The organism is Maribacter ulvicola (assembly GCF_900155985.1).
Taxonomy (GTDB): domain Bacteria; phylum Bacteroidota; class Bacteroidia; order Flavobacteriales; family Flavobacteriaceae; genus Maribacter; species Maribacter ulvicola.
The window spans coordinates 1,196,821-1,215,756 of sequence record NZ_FTMA01000001.1 but is presented as its reverse complement, the minus strand read 5'-3'; the positions used below and the strand labels follow the sequence as shown (position 1 = coordinate 1,215,756).

The window sequence follows — 18,936 nt, the reverse complement described above, 5'->3', positions numbered from 1 at the left end:
TTTCTAGGTGAGTATGGTAAAAAAGAAAAACCAATATCCGACATTGTTTATTTACAATAAAAAGTGGTAAACTTAACTTTTTAAATTACTCATGAGTATGGATATGTACAAACACTTTAAAATAGATAATAATTCTAGAATTCCTAAATATAGACAGATAGTAGATTCCATTATCAGTAATGTTGCCAATGGCAATCTAAAGATAGATGACAAAATACCTTCAATAAATAGCTTTAGTGAAGAATTTATACTCTCTCGAGATACTGTAGAAAAGGCTTATCAAATTTTAAAGGAACGTAAGATAATAACATCTATAAGAGGGAAAGGGTATTATATTACCCGCACAAAACTGATATCTAAAGTCAATATACTTTTCCTCATTAACAAGCTAAGTGCCTATAAAATGCGTATTTATAATTCATTCATAAATACGATAGGTGGCAACTCACATACAGACCTTCATATTTACCATTGCGACAACTCTTTGTTTTTAAATGCTTTAGAAAAAAACTCCAATACGTATGACTATTATATTATCATGCCGCATTTCAAGACTGAAAATCTAAAACATGTAAGCTATACCAAAGAAGCCATAAACGCTATTAATGCGATTCCTAAGGACAAGCTTATTTTAATGGACAATAACAATCTTGACATTGAAGGAAACATTGTTGAAATTTATCAAGATTTTGAAAATGACATCTATAATGCATTAAAGGAAGGGTTACCCAAAATATCTAGATACGGAAAATTGATTTTAGTCTATCCTGAAAAAGCCGTTTACCCTTATCCTAAAAGGATTTTGAATGGCTTTCGTAAATTTTGCGGTGAGCACCAATTGGATTTTGAAATCCTAGATGAAATTTTTGATGACATCATTCTTAAAAAGGGTGACCTTTTTATTACCATTGAAGAAAACGACTTGGTAAGTTTGGTAAACCAAATACGTGACAAAGAATTTATTTTAGGCGTAGAAATAGGGGTTATCTCTTATAATGACACCCCATTAAAGGAACTACTGGGCATTACCGTCATCTCTACAGATTTTAAGGCCATGGGCGAAACTGCTTCCCGTATGATTATGAACAAAGAGAAAGGTAAAATTAAAAACCCCTTTAATTTTATTGACCGCAACTCACTGTAATATTACAAGTAACCAAGGCAACAGTAAAACAACTAATTCTCCCTTAAACATATAACTCCAGAGTGCTATTTTTTATCAGACTTACAATAGCATATAGTAGTCAATACCGATCATCTGTCTATTTAAATATTGAAAAAAGAAAAAAGAAAATACTTCAACAGTCTAAAACTTGTATAACTACTTGTTATGGGCACCAATGGCGATTAGGACATCAATAGACACCACACTCAGGACAGAATCAATACCTATTTACAAATAAGGGACACCTAGTTCTATATTGTTATTAACGAGAACAAAATAGCCTCTAAAACTTACTTTAGAGGCTACTTCTATAAATTCCTTAGCTATCATAACCAAATGAATTGGTTTTGTAGTACGAGTTTTAAAGTTTAATTACTTATAATTTACTACCCACTTACCACTTGAAAGCGTATAGTACTTGTATTTTTCATCATTTTTAGATGCCACGGAACGGTAATCTCCCTTTCCTTTAATCTCAACGTTCAATGCCCCGGACGGCACCCTTATCATAGCCTCAGACTGTTCAGGTACTGAAATCTCTATGGATGTATTATCCAAGTTTTGAGCATATTTTAAGGATATATTACCTTTAATGGTAGATATACTACATTTTATGTTTTTGTAACTTAATGGTTCAGGAAATACTTCAAACTGTTCAAAACCAGGTCTAATTGGCTTTATACCTGCCATGTATTTGTACATTATGGTCAGGGGACCTCCACTCCAGCCGTGATTGTAAGAGCTATTTCCTAACTCAAAGAGCTCCCATAAAGTGGTAAGTTCTGAATCTACCATGGCTTTATACCTCGTTTTAATTCTAGATAATGCTTGCTCACTTTTCCCCATCATAAACAAAGCCTCTAATTGGTATTTATCAATATAAGGACTGGAATGTTTTACATTTTGCAATAAAGTTGAAATGGTCTCATATTTATCTTGCTCCGCAATACCCGCTAGAACCATCATACCATTTCCACGGTCATCAATTTCTTCCTTATAATTAGATGATCGATACCCTTTTTTTGTCCAATAATTATCGTTGACAAATGTTTTAATTTTCTCCAATGTAGCAGTCGCCCTATCCCGCTCTGCTATTTCACCTACTTTATCTGCAATATCTGCATAGGTTTCCAAGGCCATATAATACCAAGCCTGTTCTAATAGCTCTGAATCCACCTTACTACCCCAATCTGACCAATTCCATCCACCAGATTTAAAATTTACGTGTCCATTTGGATCTACTGACCAAAGGTCAAGGTATTTTTTTACGTGAGGAAACACATATTTATAGGTTTCCATGTCACCAGTATACATCATATAGTTTTTGAAGCCTAAAGCAACAGCAGCCAACATTTGTTGAGGCAACTCTCTATCCCAATTACCTGCCGGTATCGGTGAATACAAGACACCGTTATCTTTTTGCCAATCTACTAGTTCACGAATACCCTTGAGACTGAGAGCATGAGCATCATTATCCAGAACATAGAAACTCTCTTCCATTAGTAATACGAGGTCACCCCACCATTGTGCCCTTTCTCTATCCGGACAATCGAACCATGTATCCCTCATATTTACATATAGGGTATTTTCAGCTTTTTGCAGAAAGGTCATCATAAAGGGGTCATCAATTTCAAACGAACCATCTATTTCTGATTTATAGCCAGTTTCTCGATAGCCTGCCTCTAATAATTGAATTCCATCTTCCAAATCAAAGGTAATCTCATGACCGCTCATCCAAGGAAAATGTTCATATTCTTGAATACCTTCTTTTGTTACATATTGAGAACTAATAGGTACGTCATTTAGCCAATCATAGCTATCGGTCTTAATATCAATAACTTTACCTGCTCCTTTAGATTTTACCTTGATATAATATGAAAATTGCATATTGTAGGGTAATTTTAGGGTTACCCTATTCTTGTTTTTTACCAAATCTGCAGCAGCTACTTTTTTCAATCCAAAATCCTTCCATTGTGGAATATTACGTTTTACCAAGTTGTTCCATGGAGCTACGCCTTCCGCTCCAACTTCAATAGGAGTATCCCAAGAAGAGTCATCAAAATCTATATTTTGCCAGTTCTCTATATTTGCTGTAGCCACATATTTTACATCAACTTCCGGTAGCCTATAATTTGAAGATCGCTCCCACCCGGTTACACGCTGATAAGCGCTATTTTCACGTATCTTCCACGTATGATCGCTAACTACACTTTGCCCCCCTATATCCCCATTGAAAAAGAAACCGAACTTACCGCTATCCTTATGAGAAAAACCTTCTTTACCAAAGTACCATGCCAGTACCGCTACGGTATTCTTGCCCTTTTTTAAAAACTTAGCAAGATCTAATTCGTCATAATAGGTATCACTAGGGTTTGGCCCTCGTTTAACCATCCCTTCTCTAATCACTAAAGTTCCATTAACCCATAACCAATATTTACTATCGACCGAAATTTTTACAGTCGCCTTTGATGGAATTTCATCCAAATTGAATGATTTTCTTAAATTATACCATTGGTTAGGTGCGTGCTGAAAATCTGAAACGGTTATCCATTTAGCCATATCGTTTTTCGACCTTGTGTTTACAACGTTACAGCTACACAAAATAATAAAAGCAAAAAGAATAGTATTCTTCATCATGAGTTATAAATTTTATTCAGGTAAATCTATAGCTTACTATATACATACCTATCCTGTACTGACCTGTAGCCTAATTCTCCAAATAAGTAATGACAGTTCTTTCTAAACCAACCAGCATTGTAAATACAGTAGATTTTAAGAACATAAAGCTCAATCTAGACCCAAATCTAAAAAGAAATTCGCTGCTACCTTTTGGTGCATATATGCATTACCTAAAAGCACCGGTAAGAAGGAGTTAACTATTAAACCAGGGTGTAATATAGTTGTAAAAACCGATAGGTAGAGACTTTAACACAAACATCAATACCAAGAATGAAAAGAAACACGAGTTCTTGAATAACGTACAATTAAAGCTATCTAAGATTATAAATTATTATTCACTGAAACAGGTAAGTACAGAACAGTTAACATGTAGCTAACATCTAATTTTGAATAAAATTATTAGATTATGAAATATATTATTTACTTACTTCTACCCTTTGTAACTGGTTGTGTTCACCTAAACGGACAAGAAAATGTAGAAAAACATGAAATAACTATTATAGATGATTCAGAAATCATTAATGATGAGTATTATAAGTTAGGAACGAACACATCTCCTAAAGAAGGCAAATTTGAGATTAATAATTATTACATAACCAAAAATGGTAAGCCCGTAATAATGGTAATGGGCGAATTTCAATATTCTAGATATCCAAGAGAGGATTGGGAAGAAGGAATATTAAAAATGAAAGCAAGCGGAATTGACGCTATTGGATTTTATGCTCTTTGGCTACTTCATGAACAGAATGAAGGAGAAATTTCATTTGACAAAAATCTAGATATACGTCATTTTATAGAATTGTGTGCCAAACATGATTTACTAGCTTTTCCGAGAATTGGTCCTTGGGCACATGGAGAAGCTAGAAATGGCGGATACCCTGAGTGGTTTGTTAAAAAAATGAAAGAAGCAGGATTATCAAGTAGCCGATATAATAGAATTGATGAATTCTCTACTGAACATTATTCAAATTGGTATAAAGCGTTAAGTGACCAATTTAAAGACCTTTATTATAAAGATGGAGGTCCAATATTCGCTATTCAAGTAGACAATGAAGTATGGAGTGGTGGACCGGGCAGTGAAGGATATGAATTTTTATCAGGACTTAGAAAATTAGCCGAATCTTTTAATATCGATGTACCCTTTTATACCGCAACCGGGTGGCCAGGAAAAGAACTTCCAGACACAGAATTACTACCATTATGGGGCGGTTACCCTGCTGCCCCGTGGACCGGTCATGCAAATAAACTTTCCCCAATAGATAACTATCTGTTTATATCTACAAGATTAGATAAAAAAATTGGTTCAGACATGGATTTTTATGAGAAGGAACAATCCAATAAAAGACCAATTTATAGACATCCATATTTAACTGTAGAAATGGGTGCGGGCAACCAAATGACTTATCATAGAAGACCGCTATTAAAAGCAGCGGATATGATTTCATTAATATACACTAGATTAGGTGTTGGAGCAAATACTATAGGATACTATATATACCATGGAGTTCAGCACCCATTGAGCAATGGGAACGAATACCCAACGCAAGAAAGTAAAAATCAAATATATCCTTATGCCAACGACTACCCTATGATTTCTTACGATTTTTTGGCTCCAATTTCAGAATGGGGGTTTGCCCGACCGTACTATAATGATTTTAAGCTAACACATTTGTTCATTGAAAATTTTGGAGAAAACTTAGCGCCAATGTATCCTACTTTACCCAATGATGCACCAAAAAACCCAGCAAATAACACTGCTTTACGTTATTCCGTTCGAAATAAAGATGGAGCAGGTTATATATTTTTCAACAATTATGTCCGTCAATTAGATTTAAGGGACCATAAAAATGTTCAATTTTCAATAAATATCAATGACAAAGATACCATTGAACTTCCTAAAAAAGGTATAGATATCAACAATGGATCATATGGCATCATACCTTTCAATATGAATATAGAGGGCATAACTTTAGCCTATGCTACTGCCCACCCCTTTTCAATTTTAGATAATAAAGAAAAGACCTACTTTTTCTATGAAATGGAAGGTGTTACCCCAGAGTTTAAGTTTAAAAATGAGCACATTAAAGAAATAATAACGAAAGGAAAGCTGACACATGAAAATGGTGCACAGATCGTTACAAACCTAAAATCAGGTAAAGATTGTAGTATTGAAATTATCAAAAAAAATAATGAACGAATTAAAATAATAATCTTATCTAAAAATGAAGCATTACAGGCATATGAGTTTAAAATTAACGGGGAAGAAGTGTTATTTTTAAATCAGGAATTTTCAATGCTTGACTCAAATAAGGGAGCTTTGACATTAAGATCTTTAGGAGATAATTTAATTAATTTTTGGTCTTATCCTGAATTACCCAACACCAAGTTTAAAATTGGTTCAGATGGCATTTTTACCGCTTATGAAATAACCCTTCAAAATTGGGAAACACCAAAAATATCATTCACACCTACATTTAACGATTCTTTAAAAAATAAATGGATCAATTTAAAAACCCCAACGGAACTGCCTTATAGCCATAAACTTGAAAAGGAAAAATTATTTGCAAGTTATAAAGTGAATCTTCCAAAAAAACTACCACAGGGAGTAAATGATGTCCTATTAAACTTTGACTATAAAGGCAATACAGCACAGTTATATGCAGATGATATCATTATTGCAGACAATTTTTATAATGGTACTCCCATGCCTTTTGGATTAAAAAGACATCAAAGCAAACTACAAAAAGGAGAATTTATTTTTCAAATATCTCCGTTGACATCAACAGATAACATATATTTTGAAGAAAATACAGATTTAAATTTTGTGAAAACTGACGGTGCTATTTTAAAAAATATAACACTTATTCCAGAATATGAATTCATTTTAGACTTAAAAGATACCGCTAAAAATTAGAAAAAATCGGTAATACCCTAACGCAATAAAATGCGTCTTAAGATTACGTTCTTATAAAATATTTGCTATTAAACGCTCTTAAGCTTTTGGTAAATTTTAAATTATCACGAGCGTTACAGCTATTATTTTCACATGAGAACAATACAGTAATGAAAGTCAAGTAGCAGAAACTATTAATGGTTCAGGTATAGGTCGCTTCTAGCGCCAAGATTGGATGTGGCCTATACCTTACATCTATATGTTTGTCATATGAACTGTAGATATTACGGCATTTTTCTTATCCTAGGTAGTTGTTGGATCGTTCTTAAAATATAAAATACTAGGCCTTCACTAATTTTGATTTTGTCAAGCTTATTTTTGAGTGATTTTAGTAGTTTGCAAATGACCTCTTTTGCTTTTCTTTTTTGTACAACTATTTTTTTGGCATTTATAAGGGTTGATCTTTCTAATTAACAAATAACACAAATAGCCTCCATAGAAAACGTTCTATCAATTCAATTTCCTTCAGCTATTATTCAACGCCATTATACCTTGACAACCAAGTTTTCGGGCAACTATTTTAAGATGGTCATCTTAAAATAGCTACTCTAAATACTTTTTCTTACAAGTTACCCTTCACCTTTTTATATTTTTTAAAGACCTTTAAAACAAGACAACTCATCTGCTGTTTACGCGGTAAATCAGTTAATCGTTTTTTTTTAGAACCTATAGGTTCCAACTTTTAAATCCATTCTTTAATAGTATTGGCTTGTATGTTATATACCTAATACCATTTGTCTTTTAAAATGGTTGTCTTTTGGCAAGTTCAGCTATGACTTTTAGTTTAACGCTTTTACTGTTACAACCTACAAATTATTCATTTGTAAACTTATGAATGGAATAAATAGTTCTAAGAAAAGTTTTTGACCTAAACAAAAATTATACATTACCGATTTAAAATATAAATATAGAGTTATGATCAGTAAGTAAACATATCATGAACCCTAGCTGATTTTTATCTAATAATATTTAAACCATCTGGTGCATCAATTATAGTTTTAATTCTACCTTGAGCATCTTTTTCATGACTAACAGTCAAAATCCCAAATTGAGTAGGAAACGTACCTTTGGCAAATTTTAAGTCCCCTAAATGTGGTTCTATCTTAATAGTTTTTCCGCCGTTCATCACCTGAATACCAAGAACATACTGTGTAAGCCATGGCGTTGGTCCGCTTGCCCAACCATGACAAAGACTGTGACGAAAACCAACATAACAATACTTTCCAAAATCTCCATGAATATCAAATTTACCTTTAGTAGCTAGTTCATCAATTCTATCACTATAACTAGCGTCTAGGATATTAAAATCTTCCCAAAAAGTAGTAGCACCTAAATCAAGCATACCGCCCCAATATGTTTTTATAACATTTAACGCTCCTTTATAATCTTTGGCGTTCGCCATGGCTTCTAAAATGTAATAACCATAAAAAGTGGACATACCTTGTACTCCATTCTGTTTTAAGACCTCAGTGTTTATTTCATGTGGGTCAGCAAGATTGGCAAGAGACATCAAAGCAGCGGCTTGTTTAGACGTATTGCCTTGGGGCTGATGTTTGCTTAACTTTTTTGCTATTTTTTTATACTTTTTTTCAAGTATATTGTTTCCTAAGGTCGCCATTAGTTCACTACCTGCTTCAAATGTTAGAATCATCATAGACTGAAGTCCTGCATGAATGGCTTTGGGGTTTTCACTTGTTGGCCAATCTAAAAAGCGTGTTCCATTTAAGACCTCTCTATTGTCCTTGTCAATAAATGTACTTAATTGTTCTAATAGGGCAACCATATAGGTTTGTTGTTCCTTTAGGTATTCAAAATCCCCGTGATAATCAAACCAATTTTTATGAATAAGAATCCACCACATTGAGTAAGAGCTAATTCCGTTCATCCATTGAGGCAATGGATATTGATCCCGTACTAGGTCTAAACTTTTAGGAACCACGTTCTGTTTTCCAAAAACAGTATTAATCGTCATAACTTCAGGATGCAAATCTCCAACCCAAACCAAACGATCTCTTTTAATTCCGTCCCACAAGTAATCCTGCATGTTTAAATGCACCGTATAAGCACCCGTTGCCCAAATTTCATTTAATCGTTTATCACTACATTCAAATGAACCTAAATAAGGTATGTCGCGATAAACAAATGCCGCTTCAACAGATTTTATAGTAGCATTTTCATTAGCATCTACCACATCGATCCGCAAAAACCGAAACCCGGTCTCACCAACTTCAACAGACCCTAACCAAGGTACTTCAATAATAAAATCTCTCATGGAATGTTCATTGGTAGCGTTCTGTTTACCACCAATATCAGACATGGCCTCCCCTACAGACTCTCCAAACCTGAGTCGTAATTTTAAAGTAGATTTGTTAGATCTAATACCGGTAGTAATTTTAATTCCGCCATTAATTTCTTTACCATAATCTAATAGAATTGCAGGTTTATGCTCATCATTACTAATAAATCTAAATAAGTTTTGATCGTTCACGGCCACTTGTCCATTTCCCTTTTTTAGCAGTTTAGAAGAATTTTGAATGTATTGACCTGTACTATCTGATTTCCAAATTATTTTTTGCGGTGTGATATAAGTTTTTGCCATATTAGAAAACCGAATTTTATCATTGTACTCGTCACCAAAAACAGGTGGCAGCTGCGAGAAACAAGTTTGTATAATTAGAAAAAAAACCACATTTGCAATAAAATTATTCATTCTGTTTTTGCTTATAAAATTTATTAAGTTCACAATTTACATGTACTGGTATTGAATACCATCCTGTACTATCAGGTCATATTCCTATTTAAAAATATTTTGATAAGAGATTAATTAAAAATCACACTTTCTAATAGCTAATGACACTAGTGAATTAGCCAAGAATACTATATTATCTTATACCTGGGAAGCAAATCTAATTATTGACCGTACCTGCTTTTTAAAGATACCCAAAGGACAAACCAAAGCTTACAAACCATATTTAGCATTTATAAATACTGAGAACAAGACATTCTTTAAAAGATAATTTTACATACTTTGGTTCTATATTCAAATACTTCAATTCTCTAACAATCAATATTTCAGAAGCATTTTAAAGAAATCAAAATTTACTTTATTACATTCAGTGCCCACCGACTTCATTTTTTTATATTCGATATTGCTTTTTCAGGAATTTTAAACTTCTTAACATATTGCAGAAATACCCTATTCCCGTTTAAAACCTTGCAGCTACAACAAAAGAATAGAGGAAAGACGTTTTATAATTAAAACTATTTTATTTGACGCCAATCTAAATTACAGTAGCTTTTTGATGTTTATTACAGAAATTTGTAAGCTATTAATACAACTACAGAAAATCTTATGCCTTATCTGCAATTGAAAACAATGTAGATTGTGAGCACAAGAATTACAAAAACGCCCCAAAAAGGAACCGTTCTATTTTATCTGTAATGTAGGCCTCTCATTTATAACAAAAAAAAGAGGCTAAAGCCTCTTTAAAATTAGGGTAAGAATTCTTACTCGTATATAACCTCTATTTTTTCTGTTAACGGTATACTTTGACAACTTAAAATATAACCTTTATCAACCTCACTTTTATCTAGGCCTAAATTATTTTTCATGTGTACTTTCCCTGATTTTAGTTTACACATACACGTTGAGCAAACCCCGCCCTCACATGAATATGGCGGATTTTTACCGGCATCAATAAGAGTTCTTAATATGGTTTTACCATTAGAAATGGTTGTTTTAATAGTTTCACCATTTAATTGTGCTACTAAACTGGCATTATCAATTCCTTCTGTTACATCTGAAGATGTTACTCCACCAAAACTTTCAATAAATATACGCTCGTTTGGGACATCTATATCCTGTAGTGCTTTCTTAGTATTCTCAATCATAGTTCCCGGTCCACATATGTAATACTCCGTATTTTGAGCGTAAGGCGGGTATTCATTTATAAACCATTCTATTGCCAGAGTATCTACGCGTCCTTTTCTATGTATTTTATCTTTTTTGCCGCTTAACCATAAATCACTCCAATTACTTTTTGGCCTACTTAAGGTATGTACAAGTATAAAACGATCTGCATATTCTTTTTGAAGTTTTTCTAACTCTTCATTAAACAGAATAGAATCTTGACTTCTATTGCCATACAACATATGAACAAAACTTCGTTCTTCAGTTAATAGTACTGTTTTTAAAATAGAAAGTATGGGTGTAATACCACTACCCGCAGCAAATAAATAATAGGTTTTATAATTATCCTTTTTTAACTCGGCAAAGAAACGACCATTAGGAAGCATTACGTCAACAAGGTCTCCTACTTTTATATTGTCGTTTATATAATTAGAGACCAAACCATCTTTAACACGTTTAACTCCTATACGTAAAGGTTCTTCTAATGCAGGAGAACTACATAGCGAATAAGAGCGTCGAACTTCTTCACCGCCAATATTAAATTTCAAGGTTAGGTATTGCCCTGGTTTATAGTTGAATGTTTTATAAAGCGCTAAAGGAACATCAAACGCAATAGAAGTAGCGTCAGCTGTTTCCTTTTTTACTTCTAAAACTTTTAGTTGATAAAAATCAGTCATTGTCTCTATATTTTTCTACCCATTCCTTAACAACACTTTGAAACTTACGTACGGCAAATTCCCCATTTTTTGCTTGTGCCCCAACACTAAATAGTGGAGAGCTTAAAGATTTTTGTTGCTGTTCACAAGCATAAACATCTTCTTCCATAAAATTTCCTGAAGCCATAGGGTCACTGGCATCACCTTCATATTTACCCTTATTACCTATATTTTGCCATACCTTGCTTGACATAGATTTTGTATATTGTTTGGTATATTCCCATTCACTAACATTCATAGTTTTTGAACGAATAACCACCAAAGTACGATCAGGAGCTAATGGAATAGCGTGAAATGTATTCCAAGCACTTTCACTTTCGGTAATACCAATATTTGGGAATAGCCAAGGGACATACGCGCCCATTTTATCTTCTGGCATTTTATCCATTAAAGGATATGGGGATGCATTTTTTACATCTGCTAGATATTCAGGAACTAAAGGTTCAAAAAAGTAATAGTGTGGACCGGCCCAACCAAATTCTGCTTTAGCATGATCATACATATTCAATGTATCTTCATGCAAATGTGCCAAGTGATATTGATCAATATAATTTTCAACTATTATTTTCCAATTTGCATTGATTTCCTTAGTGTAAAATGCACCGTCTTTTTTTTCTTGATATTCAATTAGTTCTTCTGGAATATGTGGACCAAGGTATGGTTCTACTTCTCCAAAAAACTCCATAATATTCGGTGCATCTTTTTCTGGATGTACAAATAGCATACCTTTAAAAATATCAACGGATGCTTCATGCAGGTTTAACCCACAATCATGTAATTCTTTATTGCATAAATCTGGAAACTCTTCTTCTTTCTTAGGTATACTTACTAATTTTCCTTCTAAATTATAGGTCCAGTCGTGATAAGGACAGGTAATTGCCTTTTTTCCTTTACCAACTGCACGTAATAACTGAGTACCTCTATGGCGACACATATTATGAAAAGCACGCAGACGATTGTCTTTCCCCTTTACAATAAAAATATTATTTAACCCGGCTTGCACGGAAATGTAATCACCAGCATTTGCTACATCTTCTACCAAGCCTGCAAACTGCCATGTTTTACTAAAAATGTGCTCTTGTTCTAAATTAAACCATTCTTGTGAAGTGTATGCATCTACAGGCAGTTCGTGCATTATATTTTGTTTTTTCATAACTCTAACAATTTAATGAGCTCCGCTCATGTTCAAACCAACAATACCTATAATAATCAAGGCAATAGAAACAATTTTTAACAGTGAAAAGCTATCGCCAAAAACAAAATACCCTATAACCGCCAAAATTGAAATACCAACTCCGGACCAAATGGCATACACGGTCCCCAACTCAAAATATTTCATTGCATATTGCAAAAGTCCAAAACAGATAATGTAAGCTACCCAAACAGTAATATTCCAATACATGGCATTTTTACCCCCTTGAGAAGCCATTTTCATAGCTGTTGTTCCTAATACCTCAAAGCTTATTGACGCTAATAAATAAATCCATTTCATATTTTAATTTCTATTTTACAAAGATGCGTAACAGTGTTCTATAATATTTTGACCTACATCAAAAATGAACAAACTGTAATAAAATTTACCCGCAAATGCAATTACCATTTTTTATTTGGGAATTTTTTTCAATTAAAGGAGAACTAAAAGTATTTTACTCCGTCTTAATTTATAATTTTCTAGTCATAGAAAAAAATAATCTGCAATCACTTCAATTAATAAAAGCGAAACTAAAAAGTTAAACCATTTTAATTTCGCTTTCAATTAGCATCTAAACCAATTAATATCAACCTTTAATAAGAGGCATTTGACTAGATATATTGAAATTACGGGCCGCTTCCAGGTAATAATCAATCTGTACAAACCGTAAAAACTTTTTTGAAGGGAGTATTTTTCTAATTTTACTAAAATGCTTGTCTTTAATCCGCTTCTTTTTTTCTTCGGCATGAGTCATTTTTTTTGTCAATTTTTTTACTTCCTCATCTGTCATTTTAGAATAGTCGGTAACATAAAAATTTACTTCTTCAGTAAAAGCTTCCTTTCTTTCTGCTAAATAATCATTCATTTTAGACCAGAACTCCACTGTTTCGCTCTCGGAGAAATTCATGTTGTAACGAATAATATCTTTATACTCCTCATCTGCCAATTCAATAGCGTAAAGTATTTCATCTTGTTTGTTTTGTGCCAAAATATTTAAATTCGATAGTAAGACTACCAATACCACTAGTGAAACTTTCAGTGTTTTCATTTTTTCTTTTTTTGTTAATTATATTATTATATAGTGCAAATATCTTCATTAGTCTAAAGACAAATTTTGACACAAATCAAATTCGAAATTTTTAAGCATTTAAGAAGATGATGACCAGGTAACAATGTAAAAACAGAATGCATTTTCAAAGGCAATAGAATAATACACTGCCGTAACAAGTATTAACGTTATTATATAGATTGTTGGTAAACAAATTAACGAACTACAACGAATCAAAACCACTAAAAAATGTAGTTATTAAAAAACCGTTACTCCTTTACATTTAGTAAAAGAAGAGCGCCACTTTACTACTAATTGTAAGTTAAAATTGCAGGGATTTGATTCTTATAAAACCTAGAATCTTTCTTTTATAGTTCACAAGGAACCTATTTCGTATGACACCCCAGTTCATCACGTATATAGATTACTTATTGGGCAGCTATTTTAGTTGCAAGATTTACAGATGCCATCATCCTAACAGTTGTCAGAAATCAACACCTAATTTTGGTGTATCTATTATTTTTTTCATTCAGGTTACGGGTAAGATTATTGGTATCAGTATTTTTTTATCTAGACTAGGACCACACTAAATACATTTAAACAAAAAAATAGCGGGTTTGTCCCGCTATTTTCTATCTACATACTTTATAGGAAAGTCTTAGAAAAATCCTTTTGAAATCTCTTCCCAATTTCTTTTTCTAAATATCCATAAAAGCCACACAACACAATTAAACATTCTTATCAATTTATAAAAATTAAGCCTTTACGTTATAACTTTGACCTTCCTATTCATATGTAATCTGCCATATACCCAATAGATCCATTTGGGTGTGGCCAATGCTTACTGTTGAATTATAATTATAGCAATGATGATAAAGCGTTAATTACTGAATTCATTTTTATACTTCTTTTATTTCATAGGTTTACTCTTTTAACAACCCATCTTTCATCCATTTAAATACTAACAACCGTTCTTTAAGCGATAGCATTTCTTTTGGTGGCATAGGATCGTTCTTATCATTGATACGTTTAATAAGATCTTTATGCTTCATAGCTTCTTTTAATTTACTTAGACTGGTTAAATCTAATCTAGCACTGGGACTTGGACCGCCATGACAAGTAACACAATTGTTATGAATAATTTGTTTTACATCGCTATTGTAGGTAACCGTCCAATCAATAACAGGAATTTCCTCTTCTTTCTCTTCTATTATTCTATCTTCCTTATAGAAATCATCACCTAAATTTTGAAAAATAAATGCTGAATTCTTATGTACAATGTCATTTATACGTACTAAAGCTTCAGAATTTGGTTCAACCATTACAGCAACACTTTTACCTGCGATGTCTTCTGGAGAAATCACGAAGTTCTTATCCATATCTACAATGGCCGTAACAAAATAATTACCAGGGTGTACATAGGTATATTTAAAATTCTCCTCTCCATTACTCAAAATTGAAAACAGTATATTATCATTATAATCCTTAACGTCATTAGAGAGTTTACCTTGTTCATTTGTTAATGATTTGGTAGAGACATAGAGCAGCACTTGTTCATCCTTAATCTTTTTATTTCTTTCTAATTCTATATCTAAAGATGATATATAGGGGTAATCTTTAATAGTTACGGGGTCTAAAGCTGATTTTGCCATTTCTAAAACATTCGTATTCGAATCTGTCTGCCATAAAAAAGTTGCTGATTTTTCCATATATAAATATGAATCATCAAATCCTGTAGGAAATTCATACACTATTTCTTTCTTAGGGAACTCAAATTTTTCAGCTGTAATTTTGGCTAAACTATCTGAATGTTTTTTCCCTTTATAAGTCATATGCCTTGTGGGCATTTTTTTATGTCCTAATTGACTTGTATAGGTATTCCAATACAGGCTATCACTTTTAAAACGTAGCTCCATATACATTGTATTTTTACCTCCAACCGCATCAACTAATCTATAATATTGTTCTTCTTCATCTTCTACGGTCTTATCCAAAATAAAATAACTGGTACGGTAAATACCATTAAGAACACCACCGTTACGTGCCATGATTGTTTTTGTTCCTTTAAAATCTGCAATAAAAAATGAGGTAAATAAATTACCCATAGATCCTCCTTCAAAAATACCATGAACATGAGCTGATGATATTGGACGATAATCCCATGCAAACCAGTTAAATTCCATTCCTGCCACACTATTTATACCTAGCCATTGTCCTTGAATATTTTCAAGTAGCCCAAAGCCTTCTTTTTCTATATCTACTACCTCTATTCTTGAAATTGATTCATAGGATTTTTTAGATGTAAAACTAATAACAGATAAGGCAACCAATACGATGCCGAATATGGTAAGGAATTTATAATTTAGAGTCATACTGATAATTTTTTTTCAAAATTCGTCTTAACATTTTCAATAAGTTTTGATATATATCAAAAACAACTAAGACTTATATTTTTATAGGTTCCTCTAGCCCGTAAGGCTAGCAAAACACTTTTTTTTAATGAGAAAAATGGCATACTAGTTATGAGATTTCAACCACAGACCATTCGTAAGATTGTGTTCTTTCACCAAAGCCTTTTGACCGGTGAATTTGAAAATACGGGTAACTTCAGAGCTGCTGTCATTTACAAGTACAAACCTGTTATGATGTTTATCTAGCTCCATTAGAATTCTATGTATTTAGAAGCTATACCCAAGTGTAAATTGACCTACTGAATTCTTAAGATTTTCTGTATTCGTTTTAGTTACATCTGTAAAGCCAATAGTGTAGCGTACACCCAGTTCTAACTTGTCGGTGATTTTATACCCAAGGCCAAAACCAAGACCAAAGTCCAATGTTCTATACGACCTACTATTAGGTAAATATCCGCCTTTGCCACTTAATAATATACCTAGTTGTGGTCCCGTTTCAATACTAAAAGCATCTGTAGCATAAAACTTAGCTAGAACAGGTAAATTTATATAGTTTAATTTCAATTTTTCATTACCTGTTTTTATTTTGGCTCCTTGTACTGAAAAATTGGTTTCAGATAAAACCGCAAACCTTTCAGATATAGGTTATTCTGCAAAGAAACCTATAGAAATACTTTTTTTATTTTTACTTTCAATACCAGGCACATCACCTCTTAAATTTGATAAACTGACCCCGCCTTTTAAACCATAGCTAATTAACTGGTTATAATCATTACCAGATTGTGCATTGGTCATTGAAATTGCCGAGACAGTTAGTGTTAATGCTAAAATTGCTTTTTTAAAAGTGTTCATGCTTAATTTGTATAAAATCTATATCGTTTTTAGTATTCTCTTTTCCAAGTTTCAGTGTCAGAATAGCCATAATAGGAGTAGCTTACTTCCAATGTATTCTCATCTATAAGGATTAGCTTAGCTGGGACATTATATACTTTTTCTTTGTACTTAATAAGATATTTACATTTCCCTTTTCCTTTACTAAATTTAATTTCATTTAATGTAAGTGTATTGTCCTTTACCTTGTAACCATTAACATCTTTTAGCAAAGTACTATATGCTTTTAATTTTTTATCCTCAGTTTTAAATTCATAAGTAACATAACCTTTCTCGTTGTCTTGCTCATAATAAGCTTCCCATTTACCATTAAGGTCTTTACTATTTTGCGCTTGAGTTGTTACCGTAAAAATTGCGAACAATGGTATTAATACAACTTTTTTTAAAATTTTCATGTTTTGTTATTTTCTTGACCAAATGTATCTTGAAATTATCTGTAAAATGCCTCCCCCTATAAAACCGAACAAAAAAAATGTCTTGATTTAACGGGAAAAGTTTTCATGTCTTTTTAGGTATAAAAAAGTCGGAGATTTTTATTAAAAATGCAGTACCCACCAAGACAAGGTTTCTATATTATTGACCTAAAACTTGTATTTAAATTTCTACGCAAGCATTAGAGTATTTGCACCTGGGTTATCAAGTAATTCTCATTTTACCGAATTACATCATTTTTTATGCGCCTTAAAAATTGAGAAGGTGTTTGCTGTGTGTTTTTTTTAAATGCAGAATAGAAAGCTGCTTTACTATTAAAACCAACTTCTAGTAAAATTGTAAAAATAGTATCTGGTTTAGGCTGTAATAACTTCTTTTTAGCTTCCTGTATCCGAAAACTATTAATAAAATCAGGAAACGATTTACCTGTATTTTGGTTGATTGCCTGAGAAATATGATGTACGGATTTATTAAGTTTTTCTGCTAAGCTATTAATTTTGATCTCGCTCTCTAAATATAGCTGCTCGTCTTTAACCAAACTGTTTATTTTATAAAAAAGATTTGACGAATCTACCAGTGAAGAGTTAGCATATTTTCTCTTAATAGTAGGGTGTAAATCTTCAAAATCGCCTGTAATAGCAAATACCGGAAAATGCATTATAGAATAAGCAAAAATGAAAAAAAACAAAATGATAATAAGTGTTTGAAATTTCAGATATGCTTGATAATCTTGGTTGTTAAACCCAGTTATAAAATCAATGATAAAAGTGCCCATACAGTAAAAAAACTATCATTAGAACTTGGAGGAAATGCTCCCTTTATTGTTTTTGATGATGCAGATATTGACCTTGCGGTTGAAGGAGCGCTATTGGCAAAATATAGAAATACCGGACAGACTTGCGTATGTGCGAATAGATTTTTTGTCCAAGAAGGTATATATGACCAATTTGTAAAACAATTTTCGCAAGCCGTAGAAAACCTTATCGTAGGTAATGGTTTAGAGGCTACTACAGTAATTGGTCCTTTAATCAACAGAAAAGCGGTAGAAGACGTAAACTCATTGGTAGAAGATGCAGTCAAAAATGGAGCTTCTATTGCTTTAGGAGGTTCTCTAGATCATTCTAATTTATATAGACCCACTGTTTTAGCCAATGTTACTTCAAAAATGAAAATCCATAGCGAAGAAATTTTTGGTCCCGTGGCCCCTATTTTTAAATTTAAAACAGAAGAAGATGTTGTCGCTTTAGCCAATGACACATCCTATGGTTTAGCCTCGTGCTTTTATGGTAAAGGTTACGCAAAACTTTGGCGAGTGGCAGAAGCCTTGGAATTTGGTATGGTGGGCATAAATACGGCAGCCATTTCAACAACTGTTGCTCCTTTTGGAGAGATTAAAGAAAGTAGTTTTGGTCGTGAAGGTTCTAAATATGGAATGGACGACTTCATGGAGATAAAATATATGTGCTGGGGCAATATTTAATTATGTTTTCTTATAAGGAAAATGCTAATAAACCACCTCAAGAATCAACCCACCGAGCA

Annotated in this window: 15 protein-coding genes; 3 read left to right on the top strand and 12 right to left on the bottom strand. The window is 32.8% G+C overall.

Features of this window, described 5'->3' with window-relative positions:
• Positions 1-103 precede the first annotated feature (103 nt).
• Positions 104-1,144: a GntR family transcriptional regulator gene (locus tag BW936_RS05220; RefSeq protein WP_084182029.1), complete on the top strand. Its 1,041-nt coding sequence runs from the start codon at positions 104-106 to the stop codon at positions 1,142-1,144.
• 393 nt (positions 1,145-1,537) lie between these two features.
• Here the strand turns inward: BW936_RS05220 and BW936_RS05215 are convergent, their stop codons facing one another.
• Entirely contained in the window at positions 1,538-3,802 is a 2,265-nt protein-coding gene (locus BW936_RS05215) for an alpha-L-rhamnosidase-related protein (protein WP_084181985.1), read from the bottom strand.
• Positions 3,803-4,250: 448 nt separating this feature from the next.
• On the opposite strand from BW936_RS05215, the gene BW936_RS05210 reads away from it, so the two are divergent.
• On the top strand, positions 4,251-6,758 hold the full coding sequence (locus tag BW936_RS05210; RefSeq protein ID WP_076547231.1) for a beta-galactosidase: 2,508 nt from the start codon (positions 4,251-4,253) through the stop codon (positions 6,756-6,758).
• A gap of 994 nt (positions 6,759-7,752) precedes the next feature.
• On the opposite strand, the gene BW936_RS05205 is transcribed toward BW936_RS05210, so the two are convergent.
• From BW936_RS05205 to BW936_RS05160, 11 genes are all read right to left on the bottom strand, one after another.
• Entirely contained in the window at positions 7,753-9,507 is a 1,755-nt protein-coding gene (locus BW936_RS05205; RefSeq protein WP_076547230.1) for an alpha-L-rhamnosidase-related protein, read from the bottom strand.
• Positions 9,508-10,304: 797 nt separating this feature from the next.
• Positions 10,305-11,384 carry a ferredoxin--NADP reductase gene (locus BW936_RS05200; protein WP_076547229.1) on the bottom strand — a complete coding sequence of 360 codons (1,080 nt, stop codon included), beginning with the start codon at positions 11,382-11,384 and terminating at the stop codon, positions 10,305-10,307.
• Positions 11,377-12,576 carry an aromatic ring-hydroxylating oxygenase subunit alpha gene (locus BW936_RS05195; RefSeq protein ID WP_208611108.1) on the bottom strand — a complete coding sequence of 400 codons (1,200 nt, stop codon included), beginning with the start codon at positions 12,574-12,576 and terminating at the stop codon, positions 11,377-11,379. Before BW936_RS05195 ends, BW936_RS05200 begins: the two co-directional genes overlap by 8 nt.
• Before the next feature lie 12 nt (positions 12,577-12,588).
• Positions 12,589-12,915 (bottom strand): DMT family transporter, encoded by a 327-nt coding sequence (locus BW936_RS05190; RefSeq protein WP_076547228.1) that lies wholly within the window; start codon positions 12,913-12,915, stop codon positions 12,589-12,591.
• A 286-nt stretch (positions 12,916-13,201) separates the two neighbouring features.
• A complete protein-coding gene (locus BW936_RS05185) occupies positions 13,202-13,663 on the bottom strand; it encodes a hypothetical protein (protein WP_076547227.1) in 462 nt (153 codons plus the stop codon).
• Positions 13,664-14,586: 923 nt separating this feature from the next.
• Positions 14,587-16,035 (bottom strand): hypothetical protein, encoded by a 1,449-nt coding sequence (locus BW936_RS05180; protein ID WP_076547226.1) that lies wholly within the window; start codon positions 16,033-16,035, stop codon positions 14,587-14,589.
• Between the two features lie 144 nt (positions 16,036-16,179).
• Positions 16,180-16,326 (bottom strand): hypothetical protein, encoded by a 147-nt coding sequence (locus BW936_RS19595; RefSeq protein WP_159438999.1) that lies wholly within the window; start codon positions 16,324-16,326, stop codon positions 16,180-16,182.
• A 15-nt stretch (positions 16,327-16,341) separates the two neighbouring features.
• A complete protein-coding gene (locus tag BW936_RS05175; RefSeq protein ID WP_084181984.1) occupies positions 16,342-16,716 on the bottom strand; it encodes a porin family protein in 375 nt (124 codons plus the stop codon).
• 3 nt (positions 16,717-16,719) lie between these two features.
• Positions 16,720-16,926: a hypothetical protein gene (locus BW936_RS05170; protein WP_076547224.1), complete on the bottom strand. Its 207-nt coding sequence runs from the start codon at positions 16,924-16,926 to the stop codon at positions 16,720-16,722.
• A gap of 29 nt (positions 16,927-16,955) precedes the next feature.
• Complete coding sequence (locus tag BW936_RS05165) at positions 16,956-17,360, bottom strand: hypothetical protein (protein WP_076547223.1); 405 nt, start codon at positions 17,358-17,360, stop codon at positions 16,956-16,958.
• Positions 17,361-17,617: 257 nt separating this feature from the next.
• The gene (locus BW936_RS05160; RefSeq protein ID WP_076547222.1) at positions 17,618-18,055 is read right to left on the bottom strand and encodes a helix-turn-helix domain-containing protein; all 438 of its coding nucleotides are present in this window, start codon (positions 18,053-18,055) and stop codon (positions 17,618-17,620) included.
• Between the two features lie 45 nt (positions 18,056-18,100).
• Here BW936_RS05160 and BW936_RS05155 point away from each other — a divergent pair, with 45 nt between their 5' ends.
• Complete coding sequence (locus tag BW936_RS05155) at positions 18,101-18,877, top strand: aldehyde dehydrogenase family protein (RefSeq protein ID WP_167368342.1); 777 nt, start codon at positions 18,101-18,103, stop codon at positions 18,875-18,877.
• The last annotated feature ends 59 nt before the right edge of the window (positions 18,878-18,936 follow it).